Below are 12,255 nucleotides of genomic sequence, written 5' to 3'. Positions count from 1 at the left end.
CATGATTGAACGTGGTAAATATCAATCACTGACCATGGTCAACTGGAACGGTTTTTTTGCCCGAACCTTTGATATCGATGGTTTGGTGACCACTTTGTCTGGTGGTAATGGTGCGGGTAAGTCCACCACTATGGCGGCATTCATTACCGCTTTGATCCCGGACCAAACTTTGCTGCATTTCCGTAACACCACTGAAGCGGGCAGTAGCCAATCGTCTCGAGACAAAGGTCTTTACGGTAAACTCCAGCCTGGGGCTTGTTACGCAGCATTAGACGTAGTGAACTCGCGTAATCAACGTCTGCTATTTGCGGTAAAGCTACAGCAAGTTGCAGGCCGTGATAAGAAAGTAGACATCAAGCCGTTTGTCATTCAAGGACTTCCGAGTCATGTCAAACCAACGGATGTACTTGTTGAGAGTGTGTCGGCGACCCAAGCTCGTGTGCGCCAGATCAATGAAGTAAAAGATGTACTCGCTGATTTCGAAGGTGTTCAATTTAAAGCGTTTTCGTCTATCGTCGATTACCACGCGCAAATGTTTGAATTCGGTGTCATTCCGAAGAAACTCCGAAACTCTGGTGATCGTTCTAAATTCTACCGTCTGATTGAAGCCTCGCTATACGGTGGTATTTCTAGTGCGATTACTCGCTCGTTACGTGACTACCTTCTACCGCAAAACGGTGGCGTGAAAAAAGCTTCCAAGACATGGAATCGGCACTGCGCGAAAACCGTATGACGTTGGAAGCGATCAAAACCACTCAGGCTGACCGAGATTTATTTAAGCACTTAATTACAGAGTCAACCAACTATGTGGCAGCGGACTACATGCGTCATGCGAATGATCGTCGTAATAAGTTGGAGCAAACACTTTCTCTGCGTTCTGAACTATTTGGCTCGCGTGAAACACTGATTGAGCAAAATAATTTGCTTAACCGCGTGCAAGAAGAACTTGAGCTTTTGGTCGAATCTGAGACGGCATTAGAGCAAGACTACCAAGCGGCTTCGGATCATTTACAGCTAGTGCAAAACGCGCTGCGTCAGCAAGAGAAAATTGAACGTTACCAAGAAGATCTTGAAGAGCTTAACGAGCGTCTTGAAGAGCAAATGATGGTAGTGGAAGAAGCCCAAGAACGCGTCATGATGGCGGAAGAGCAAGCGACGGTCTCTGAAGAAGAAGTTGATAGTCTCAAGACTCAACTTGCGGATTACCAACAAGCGCTGGACGTACAGCAAACCCGAGCACTTCAGTATCAACAAGCGGTTCATGCACTTGAAAAAGCCAAGCAGTTACTTGATGACGACACCCTAACTTCAGAATCTGCACAAGCGCTGGTTTCTGAACTGAAAAGTAAAGAATCGAACAGCACCAACGCGCTATTGTCAGTCAAGCACAAATTGGACATGTCGTCAGCCGCGGCCGAGCAATTTGAAACCGCACTGAAACTGGTACAAAGCATTGTCGGTCAAATCGAGCGAAAAGACGCGGCTTCACAAGCGAGACAGGTCATCAAGAAAGCGCGGGAGTCGCAGCAAATTGCTCAAAATGAGCAGCAGTGGCGTGCTCAGCATCGTGATCTCGAACGCAGCTTAAATCAGCAGCGTCAAGCTCGTGAGTTAGTCACTGCATACCAAAAGCAATTCCACGTTGAGTTAACCGATGAGATCACGTTTGAACAGGAACGTGAACGTCATGTGATGCTGTTAGATTCACTTGAAATCGCGCAAGAAGAGTTGCGTGAACAACGTGGTGAGCAGCGCCGTTTCGAGCAAGATGCCAGCTCAGAAATCAAAAAGCTGGAAGCGATTGCGCCAACGTGGATTGCCGCTAACGATGCACTAGAAAAACTGCGTGAACAAAGTGGTGCCGAGCTGAATGATCGTCAGTCGGTCATGGATCAAATGCAAGTCGCGCTTGAGCAAGAAAAGACCTTGTCGATCGAAAAGGAGCAGCTTTCCCAGCGACGTAATCAGCTCGACAGTGAAATTGAGCGCTTGGCCTCTCCTGGTGGTTCTAATGACCCTCGCTTGAAAGGTCTCGCTGATACGTTAGGCGGTGTACTGCTCTCTGAAATCTACGATGACATTACGATTGATGACGCGCCTTACTTCAGTGCCATGTATGGTCCTTCACGTCACGCGATCGTTGTCTCTGATCTGACGGACATCGAAGAGAAGTTGGTTGAACTGGATGACTGTCCGGAAGATTTGTACATCATTGAAGGTGATATTGATGCCTTTGATGATAGCTCATTCGATGCGGAAGAATTAGAAGGCGCAGTCTGCGTTCGTATGAACGATCGTCAGATGCGCTACTCACGTTTACCAGAAATTCCGCTGTTCGGTCGTGCAGCACGCGAACAGCGTCTAGAGCTTTTGCGTAATGAGCGCGAAGAAGTGGTCGAGAAGCATGCAAAAGCGGCATTTGACGCACAAAAAATGCAACGCTTATATCAAGCGTTTAACCACTTTGTAGCTAACCACATCCAAGTCGCATTCGAACCGGATCCAGAACAAGCCTTAGCGAATTTACGAGATAAGCGTAGCCAAGTGACTCGCGTACTCGCTGATTTGGAAGCGAAAGAACAACAGCAACGTTCGCAGCTTCAAACCAGCAAGCAAGCATTGTCATCGCTTGATAAGCTAGCGTCGACAATGGTGTTAATTGAAGACGAGACGCTTCAGGTCCGTTTTGATGAATTAGAAGAGAGAATCGGACAACTTTCCGAAGCAAAAGCCTTCCTTAATCAGCACTCCAAAGCGGTTGCCGAACTTGAAAATATCGTTTCAGCACTGGATGCCGATCCAGAGCAATTTGATGCGTTAGAAGCCGAGTACAAAGCGGCCGATGAGCAATTGCAAAATCTCAAAAAGCAGATTTTTGCTTTGTCGGATTTGGTAGAACGTCGTCACTACTTTGCCTACTCAGATTCTGTTGATCTGCTGAACAAGAGCAGCGAACTGAGCGAACAGCTAAAAGCGAAGTTGGTTCAAGCAGAACAAGTACGCACGCGATCTCGTGAAGAAATGAAACAGGCGCAGGGTCAGATGAACCAGTACAACCAAGTACTGGCCTCGCTGAAAAGTTCTTACCAAGCGAAACTGGAAACGGTTCAGGAGTTCAAGCAAGAGCTGCAAGAATTTGGTGTGAACGCGGATGAGGGCGCAGAAGAGCGAGCAATGCGTCGTCGAGACGAATTGCAAGAACGCCTCCATACTTCGCGTAGTCGTAAGAGTGAACACGAGCGCACGATTACCTCGACAGAGCTTGAAATGAAAGCTTTAGCGAAGCGCCTTAAGAAAGTTCAGAAAGAATATGCCGAACTGCGTACCTTCGTGGTTGCAGCCAAAGCAGGGTGGTGCTCGGTGCTTCGACTCGCGCGCGAAAACGATGTAGAACGCCGCCTACACAAGCGTGAATTAGCTTACCTGTCTGCAGACGAGTTGCGTTCAATGTCGGATAAGTCATTAGGTGCGCTACGTTTAGCGGTCGCCAACAACGATGATTTGCGCGATGCGTTACGTTTATCGGAAGACAATGCAAGACCAGAGCGCAAAGTCCTGTTCTATATTGCTGTCTACCAACACCTTCGTGAGCGTATTCGTCAGGACATCATCCGCACCGATGATCCGGTCGAAGCGATTGAAGAGATGGAAGTGGAACTGGCACGTCTGACTGAAGAACTGACCCAACGTGAAAATCGTCTGGCTATCAGTTCTGAATCTGTGGCAAGTATCATCAACAAAACCATTCAGCGTGAGCAGAATCGTATCCGCATGCTCAACCAAGGGTTATCTAATATCTCGTTTGGTCAGGTGAAGGGCGTTCGTCTAAACGTCAAGATTCGTGAGAGTCATGAAGTGCTGCTAAATGGTTTGGCTTCTCAGCAAGAGCAGCATAAAGACTTGTTTGAATCGCCACGTTACACCTTCTCTGAAGCGATGGCAAAGCTCTTCCAACGTGTAAACCCGCACATTGATATGGGACAGCGTTCTCCTCAGGTTCTCGGGGAAGAATTGCTGGATTACCGTAACTACCTAGAGTTGAGTGTGGAAGTAAACCGTGGTACCGACGGTTGGTTGCAAGCCGAGTCCGGCGCGCTGTCAACGGGTGAAGCGATTGGTACAGGTCAGTCGATTCTATTGATGGTGGTACAAAGCTGGGAAGAAGAATCACGTCGACTACGCAGTAAAGACATTATCCCATGTCGCTTGTTGTTCCTCGATGAAGCCGCGCGTCTTGATGCGAAATCTATCTCGACGTTATTTGAGCTCTGTGATCGTCTGGATATGCAGCTTCTAATCGCGGCACCGGAAAACATCAGTCCAGAGAAAGGCACAACCTATAAACTGGTACGTAAAGTGTTTAAAGATCACGAACACGTACATGTCGTTGGTTTACGTGGTTTTGGTCAGAGTGAAAAACCAAAAAGCGAAGCTCAGGAATTAGTTGAAGAACTTGAATCCTAGGCTCAACAGATTCTAAAACCTGATATAAAAATGCCCGCTAGCTTCAGCGGGCATTTTTGTTTGATACTGACGAGTTTCCCGATGAATAGGTGTTTCCCACCAAGAGTAGTGTGATTCTATCTTGGAGGTTACGAAGTTGTTGATGGCAAAGTTGTAGATGGCAAAGTTGAAAGTAACGGATATGATTGAGTCGCGCATATAAAATTTTATCGGAATATCAGTGCGTTTATCTGTGTGCTACCTTTGCATGAAGTTGTCAAAGTGATGTAATCAAAAAATTCAACGTGAGAGAGCGCAATGACCATATCAACCGATGACAATAAGAAAGATCAACATAGCAACCAAAATGCTTTTCCTAAAAGTGAGCTATCTGTTTGGTTAACTGAGTTAAAAGTGGCTTATCAAGCAGAGCCTTTCGCAACGTTTGAAGTAAGAAAGCAGCGTTTAGTCGCGCTTAAAACTCAGCTTCAGCGGTATCAGAGTGTGTTAGCAGAGACAATCAGCGAAGACTTCGGAGGACGTTGTCATACTGAGTCGATGATGTCTGACGTACTTGCACCAATCCTCGATATCAATCACGTGGTTGGGCATTTAAAACGCTGGATGAAACCAAGCAAGCGACCAACTGAATGGCTATTTAAAGGCAATAAGCTTGAAGTTAGATATCAGCCTAAAGGGGTTGTTGGGATCATTTGCCCATGGAATTTCCCTATTTATCTATCTATTGGCCCATTAATTACCGCGTTGGCTGCGGGGAATCGTTGCATGATCAAAATGCCGCCTAACTGTCCAGCAACCGCAAAGTTGTTACGCCAAATGTTAGCGGAAATTTACCCTGATGATTTGGTTCGTGTTGTGGATGGAACCCATCCAGAGGCGATGGACATCTCTCACTTGCCTTTTGACCATCTTGTTTTCACCGGTTCGCCTGCGAGCGGCAAACAAATAATGGAAAATGCAGCAAAAAACCTCACTCCTTTGACACTCGAGTTAGGCGGTAAGTCGCCAGCTATTGTATTTGATGACTACGACATTACCAAAGCGGCGCAACGCATTGCGCACGGAAAAGGGTTTAACTCGGGACAAATCTGTATCGCACCGGATTACGCGTTTGTCCCAAAAGGCAAAGAACAGCTATTTGTCGACGCAGTTCTAGCGGCGCATAAAGGGATGTACAAATCGATTCAAGGGAACCAGGATTATACGTCGCTGGTGGATGACTCTCAGCATCAACGTTTTCATCAACTGCTTGACGATGCCAAAGCAAAGGGGGCAAGCATTGTGAAATGCCTTGAAGCTGGTGAAGGCCGTAAAACGCCCCTGTATATTGCGACAAACTTGACCCCTGAGATGCGTATTTGCCAAGAAGAGATCTTTGGCCCACTTCTACCTGTCCATAGTTACTGCTCAATTGAGCAGGTGATCCAATACATTATCGACCGACCAAGACCGCTTGCATGCTATCTATTTAGTCATGACAACATTCAGCGACATGCTGTTCTGACACAAACTCACAGTGGTGGGGTGACGATAAACGATTGGGGCTGGCATGTTATTAATCATTCAGTCCCGTTTGGTGGCGTCGGTCACTCAGGGTTTGGTAACTATCACGGTAAAGAGGGCTTTCGTGAGTTGAGCCATGCACGTACCGTTTTTCAAATGCGCGATTGGTTTCCAATCCAACTTTTTACACCGCCATATGGCAATATCGTGCAAAAACTCGTTTTACGTTTTTTTGTTGGAAAACCCGATCCAAAATTGAAAAAGTAGTGCCAGCATATAAGGGAAATTGCCCAACCATGCACTTGGAAAGTGAGATGCAGTTTGCATGAGGGTTATACACAGGCGGTAGGGTAATGGTATCACTAACGTAGATTTGTTCTGTTTTCTTCGGTAGAACTAAAAACCGAGACGGTAGGGGATACCGACTCGGTTTTGGTATCGCACTAAAGGGGCAACTAACCGTGTGGAATTTCTTTTTCCACTTCGAGCATTTCAGCGAGCTCTTCAAGCGCTTGGGTTGATACATCTGATAAGCGTTGTAATTGCTGTTCTAACGTTTCATGCTTACTCAGCACGGTTTGGTTGTTAAGTACGAGCGGGTTGTTCTCTGTATCTTGTTTTATCACACCTCAACCTCACAAGTTGGGTTAGGGGAGTACTTATCTTACGCAAAACACTGCCTAAAAAAGAACCTATTGATATTGAATATGTTAGATTGATCATTTATTGGTAGGGAACAACAGAAGGTTTCTGTATTAACTGTGAAGTATTACTCACCACAAATAATGAGTCGCTAACAATCACGTTAAGGAATGCGGGCTATCAGTTGCTGAAAACAGACCTGCTTAAAATATAGAGCAGCTAAAAACAGGTCTGTGTATCACAAAATAATTTAAAATAGCGGTTTTGCGCCAAACTGTTTAGCAGCGTATGCAACACGTTCCGCGGGCTTAGGGTATTCGGCTGGGGTTCCAATACTCTCAATATGTTTCAAACGTGGCAGTAAGCCTGCGCCGTTAGCAATTTGTATCGCTAAGCCTGGTCGGGCATTCAGCTCAAGTACCATCGGGCCTTCTTCTTTATCCAGCACCATGTCAGTCCCCATGTAACCCAGCCCGGTCATTTCCCAAGCGCTTGAAGCCAGTTCGAGTAATCGTTCCCAGTGGGGGACTTGTAGCGTAGAGAGATCTTTACCCGTATCAGGGTGATGGGTAACGGGTTGATCGAATTGCACGGCGCGAATTGCTTTGCCTGTTGCGATATCGATCCCGACGCCTACTGCACCTTGGTGAAGGTTCGCTTTACCATCTGAAGCTGCCGTTGAGCAACGCATCATCGCCATTACTGGGTAGCCTTTGAAGACGATAATTCGTACATCTGGCACGCCTTCATAACTAAAGCCATCAAAACAGTCATCAAACTTGATCAGGTTTTCCACAACGGCAACATCGTTCTTACCACCTAAAGAAAACAGTCCGGCAAGTGCGTTACTGATGTGACGTTCTACGTCTTCTTTACCGATGGTTGCGCCCGAAGGCTTGGTATACACCCCGTCTTTGTGCGAAGTCACGACCAAAATTCCTTTACCACCACTGCCTTGCGCTGGTTTGATAACAAAACCTGGCCATTGCTCAACCATCTTGTGGATGGTTCTCACTTCTGCCTGGTTATGAATCACGCCAATGAGAGCTGGGACGGTTGCCCCTGCCGCCTGAGCGATGATCTTGGTTTTTAACTTGTCATCAACCAGTGGGTATTTAGAACGATCATTGTAACGGCCAATATAGCTATGGTTACGTTTGTTCATCCCCATAATACCCTTATGGCGGAGTTTCGATGGCGTAGTAAAACGTTCTAACATCGTTTAGTCCTCCGCTAACGGTTTGAAGCGACGAAGCTCTGTCAAGCGGTAGCCCGTGTAGGTACCGAGTAGGAGAATACCTGCCAGAACAATCAACTGTAGGCCAATAAAGTTAAAGGTTAAGTGTTGGATATACGAGTTCGTCATTGCTAAATAAACCAGTACAGCGGTAAGCAGCGAGCCGCCACCTTGCAACGCCACTTCTTTTGCCCCTTCTTCTTCCCACAGAATCGACATACGTTCGATGGTCCATGACAAGATGATCATCGGGAAGAAAGTGATGGTTAGACCTTCCGTTAGGCCAATCTTAAACGCGACAACGGTAAATACAGAAATAATCATGATTACCGTAATGATAACGGCGGATATCCGTGCAACCAGAAGCAAGTTCAGCCTCGATAAATAACTTCGGATAATCAAACCCGTACCAACAATCAGCAAGAAGCCTACGATACCAGTGACCAGTTGCGTTTGAACAAAGGCAACAGCAATCAAAACTGGCATGAACGTACCTGAAGTTTTAAGGCCGATAATTACCCGCAGGAAGACAACGATGAGCGCACCAATAGGTATCAGCATTATCGTTTTAAACATGGCTTGTTCTTCAAGAGGCAAACTATGAATCGAGATGTTCAACAAGCCGTCAGCTTCAATCTTATTATTGGTTGCCTGCTGCGGTGTTACATCTTGCTTGATCATGGAGAAGTGAACCTGACTATTTTGTCCGCCCACTAGGTCAAGTAAAGAAACATTGGATTCATCCCAAACTAGCAAGTTTGGTTGTTCAGCTTTTTGTACCGAGTTTGGTGAGAATAATACCCACTCTTCACCTGACCATACTTGCACCATAGGTTGTATGGTTTGACGTCGACGTCCGTCTTCTAACTCAATCACTCCGACTACTTTGCTCTGAACATTTGCGGTGAGGAGAATCGCTTGTAATGCGTCAGTACGATCAAAGTCGTTAAGCAACAAAGCAGTATTTTGGCTGTCAGGATCATTCAGCGCTTTAATCAGCTCACGAGTAAACGTAATGTTATCCGCTGAGCGGCTCATTGCTCTTTCGATCAATGCATTTGCTGCTGCTTGTTGGGGAGCTGAAAGCGTAGGAGGCGTGATATCTTCAGAGGGCGGAAGTGGTGTTACCTTTGCTTGCGGGTCTACCAAAAATTGCGCTTTGTAATAAATCGTTTGTGGGCCGGTTGCTTGACGAATAGACCATTCAGCACGTCGGCCTGAATCTGAACTGATGTAAGAAACACCATAGCCTGAAGAGGATGCGGACTCACCAATGAGGGTATAGCCGCTTTGGGTATGTGGCGCAGCCAATGAAGCTTTTACTTCGTTTCCGTTGGCGTTGAATTCAATTCGTGCCTCTACATCCCATACTTGACTGGTTTCACCTGGAGTCCATGGTACGCCATAGGTTTGGTGTCGGAAAACACTCAGAGCAATCCCTGCAATCAACAACAAGAAGATTGAAAGGTAAAACGGTATTTTTGACGTCATAATCTACCTTAATTATTCGTTTTGTTTTTCTTAGTATCTTTTTCTGTTTGGATGTACGTACGACTGACATCAACTAATGCTATGTCGCGCATAAACTCTCTGCCCAGTAAAATAGGATGGTTCATCTGTGAACGATCTGCCAACGTAAATTGCGCTTTTTCATGAATTTTTCCGACTCGTACCCAAAGCTCTACGACAGGTCGACGTTTAGCCTCTTCGTTCATGGCTTGACGGATTTTTGCATAGCGAACAACAGGGGCTTCAATCCATGTACGTTTTTCCTCGTCTGACTTCGTACTATCGGCCAGATGGAATCGCACCCAGTTTTCGCCATTTCGTTCGAACTCTTCAATATCAACTGCATTCAATGAAGAGGTGGCAGCACCAGTGTCGACTCTGGCGTCAAATATTTGCTTGGTTGATTCAATCGTCACTTTTTCAATGGAACCAAGGAGGATCTCATGCGTCGGTGTTTGTTCTACCTCTGGTGTTGGTGGGACAACGACTTGGGGTTTTGGTTTTTTCACTTCAGCCATCGCTTCACGTCGAAAAGAACGAAGCTCCCCCTGTAATGTATCGACTTGCACTTCAAGGCTATCGATATAGTCAGATTGATTGCTTAGCTGCAGCTCTAGATTAGTAATGCGATTATTAACATTTGCTTCAGAGGATTCTATGGCGGCTAGCGTTTCTTGATGGTACTGCTCGCCTTTGGTGAGTGAACACCCAGACAATAAGGCAATAGCAATAACCGGAGTCAATCGTATTAACATTGAAAACCTTGGGGTCAGATTAAGTTGTATGTTTTTTAGGAGTTTAGCTTATATACTCAAGTCACATCAAGAAGCTTGTTCAGCAAGAATTGATCCGCTCTTAAGCAAGGTACTGATTCGAATACACGGTCATTCTAAGTTAAATTCCAATTAGACATGAACATTCTACGTAGAAAATCAGTAACGCAGTATAAGAGCGAATAAAACAAGTCCTTGATAAAGACTGAAGGAAGGGTAATGGTTTCGCCGTTTTAGATGGTTAAAACTATGTCAGAAGTGAGCGTTGGCTCGTTCTTTTTTGACGAGTAGTGATTAACGGTTTAATAGTTTTACGGCTTATCCGCAATCAAAACTGCTCGTCTTGGAGCCGGATAGCCTTCTACTGTCTTACTTGGATCGTTTGGATCTAAGTAATCTGGTAATGAGTTGTGTGTCATCCAGTCTGTAGTACGTTGCTCGCCGGTTGTCGTGATGCTTTCATCGACGATACGGACATTCTCGAAACCAACTAACTCCAACCACACTTTGAGTGCTTTTGCTGAAGGGAAGAAATACACATTTCGCATTTGGGCGTAGCGAGACGTTGGCACTAAGACCGCATTTTCATCCCCTTCAATGACAAGGGTTTCCAAAACCAATTCGCCACCGGATACAAGCTGATCTTTCAACTGAATCAAATGGTCGAGTGGGGAGCGACGGTGGTATAGAACCCCCATGCTAAATACCGTGTCGAATGCCTCTAATTTTGGTAACTGTTCAATACCCAGTGGCAAAAGATGTGCACGCTGATCGTCACCCATCAGCTTACGAATGGCTTCGAACTGGATTAGAAACAGATGAGATGGGTCAATACCAACACAAAGGCGCGCGCCTTCACCCAGCATGCGCCACATGTGATAGCCATTGCCACAACCTACATCAAGCACACTACGGTTTTTCAGGGGAGAAATATGTGGGAGTACGCGATCCCATTTCCAGTCACTGCGCCATTCGGTATCAATATGAATACCATGAACGGTGTATGGACCTTTACGCCATGGGTGGAAAGTACGTAACAAGTTTTCCAGTTTCTTCAGCTCACCTTCATGAAACGGTGTGTCATTGCTGATGGTGACTGAGTGCTGAATATCAATCTGGTTCGGTGAACCTTCCGGTATCTTATTTAAAGCTTTCAACCAGCGTCCAAAGTCACCGTGCTCTGCATTTTGCCAGTCCGTTAGCTGTTGTGGTAATACGTTTAGCCAAGGTTGAAGACGTGTGTCTTGGGCAATCAATTGATAGAAATTTGCAAAGTTAAACATAGTTAGTTAATCGCTGAGTTGGTGGTATAAAAAATAAATCTGAGTAATTTGTTTGCGATACGTTATTTGATGGCAAACATAGACCCAAAGTTAAAGCACTGGAACCAAACGTCGAAGCTAGAGAAGCCAATTTTGGCAAATCGCTCTTTGTGTTCTTTTTTAGAATCGGGGCGCATCACATTTTCAATGGCACTGCGTTTTTGACTGATTTCCAGCTCGCTGTAGCCATTCGCGCGTTTAAAGTCGTGATGTAGGTCAATCAATAGCTCGTTGGATACTTCGTCTTCGAAGACGAATTTCTCAGAAAGAATCAGGATGCCACCTGGGCGCAGACCCGCATAAATTTTCTCTAATAATGTATAGCGATCTTCCGGTGACAGGAATTGCAGCGTGAAGTTGAGAACCACTACGGAAGCATTTTCGATTTCGATATTACGAATGTCGGCCTCTACCACATCAACAGGTGTATCACTGCGGTACGCGTTTACATGCAGCTTACAGCGTTCAACCATCGCTGGAGAATTATCAACCGCGATGATTTTGCAGCCTTCTTGTTTGATATGGCGGCGCATAGACAGCGTAGAGGCGCCTAGTGAGCACCCAAGATCATAAATGTTACTGTGAGGCTTTACGAATCGTTCAGACAGCATGCCAATGGCAGATATGATGTTACTGTAACCCGGAACGGAACGCTGAATCATATCCGGAAACACTTCCGCTACGCGTTCATCAAACGTGAAATCCCCAATTTTATCGATTGGAGCCGAAAAAATAGTATCTGGATTGCTCTTCGGGTTCATAACCAAGTCTCTGCTACAAGCTGACTTATGCGTCAGGCGTCAAA

General features: G+C 45.8%; 7 protein-coding genes and 1 pseudogene. 2 read left to right on the top strand and 6 right to left on the bottom strand.

Features of this window, described 5'->3' with window-relative positions:
* Window position 1 precedes the first annotated feature (1 nt).
* Window positions 2–4,464 (top strand): annotated as a pseudogene (mukB, locus tag SU60_RS06815) (chromosome partition protein MukB).
* A gap of 297 nt (window positions 4,465–4,761) precedes the next feature.
* Window positions 4,762–6,234, top strand: coding sequence for a coniferyl aldehyde dehydrogenase (locus SU60_RS06810; protein ID WP_041154854.1), 1,473 nt, complete (start codon window positions 4,762–4,764; stop codon window positions 6,232–6,234).
* Between the two features lie 188 nt (window positions 6,235–6,422).
* Here the strand turns inward: SU60_RS06810 and SU60_RS21970 are convergent, their stop codons facing one another.
* The 6 genes from SU60_RS21970 to cmoA all read right to left on the bottom strand — a co-directional run bounded on the left by SU60_RS21970 (window position 6,423) and on the right by cmoA (window position 12,211).
* Window positions 6,423–6,593: a hypothetical protein gene (locus tag SU60_RS21970; RefSeq protein ID WP_164833038.1), complete on the bottom strand. Its 171-nt coding sequence runs from the start codon at window positions 6,591–6,593 to the stop codon at window positions 6,423–6,425.
* A gap of 266 nt (window positions 6,594–6,859) precedes the next feature.
* On the bottom strand, window positions 6,860–7,828 hold the full coding sequence (locus SU60_RS06805; protein WP_041154853.1) for an alpha-L-glutamate ligase-like protein: 969 nt from the start codon (window positions 7,826–7,828) through the stop codon (window positions 6,860–6,862).
* Between the two features lie 3 nt (window positions 7,829–7,831).
* Complete coding sequence (locus SU60_RS06800; protein ID WP_041154852.1) at window positions 7,832–9,337, bottom strand: inactive transglutaminase family protein; 1,506 nt, start codon at window positions 9,335–9,337, stop codon at window positions 7,832–7,834.
* 8 nt (window positions 9,338–9,345) lie between these two features.
* Window positions 9,346–10,110, bottom strand: a complete 765-nt coding sequence (locus SU60_RS06795; RefSeq protein ID WP_041154851.1) for an ATP-dependent zinc protease family protein — start codon at window positions 10,108–10,110, stop codon at window positions 9,346–9,348.
* Between the two features lie 329 nt (window positions 10,111–10,439).
* Window positions 10,440–11,411, bottom strand: coding sequence for a tRNA 5-methoxyuridine(34)/uridine 5-oxyacetic acid(34) synthase CmoB (gene cmoB, locus SU60_RS06790; protein ID WP_041154850.1), 972 nt, complete (start codon window positions 11,409–11,411; stop codon window positions 10,440–10,442).
* A gap of 62 nt (window positions 11,412–11,473) precedes the next feature.
* Window positions 11,474–12,211, bottom strand: a complete 738-nt coding sequence (gene cmoA / locus SU60_RS06785; RefSeq protein WP_041154849.1) for a carboxy-S-adenosyl-L-methionine synthase CmoA — start codon at window positions 12,209–12,211, stop codon at window positions 11,474–11,476.
* Window positions 12,212–12,255: the final 44 nt, after the last annotated feature.

This window comes from Vibrio mytili, from assembly GCF_000830505.1.
Taxonomy (GTDB): Bacteria; Pseudomonadota; Gammaproteobacteria; order Enterobacterales; family Vibrionaceae; genus Vibrio; species Vibrio mytili.
Note: the sequence above shows the minus strand (reverse complement) of the source record. Positions and strands in the feature narration are given on the sequence as shown.

What these genes read in the sequence shown, in the direction of transcription:
- SU60_RS06800 (WP_041154852.1), bottom strand. Translation starts at nt 9,337, where the DNA reads ATGACGTCAAAAATACCGTTTTACCTTTCAATCTTCTTGTTGTTGATT.
- SU60_RS06805 (WP_041154853.1), bottom strand. Translation starts at nt 7,828, where the DNA reads ATGTTAGAACGTTTTACTACGCCATCGAAACTCCGCCATAAGGGTATT.
- cmoB (WP_041154850.1), bottom strand. Translation starts at nt 11,411, where the DNA reads ATGTTTAACTTTGCAAATTTCTATCAATTGATTGCCCAAGACACACGT.
- SU60_RS06795 (WP_041154851.1), bottom strand. Translation starts at nt 10,110, where the DNA reads ATGTTAATACGATTGACTCCGGTTATTGCTATTGCCTTATTGTCTGGG.
- cmoA (WP_041154849.1), bottom strand. Translation starts at nt 12,211, where the DNA reads ATGAACCCGAAGAGCAATCCAGATACTATTTTTTCGGCTCCAATCGAT.
- SU60_RS06810 (WP_041154854.1), top strand. Translation starts at nt 4,762, where the DNA reads ATGACCATATCAACCGATGACAATAAGAAAGATCAACATAGCAACCAA.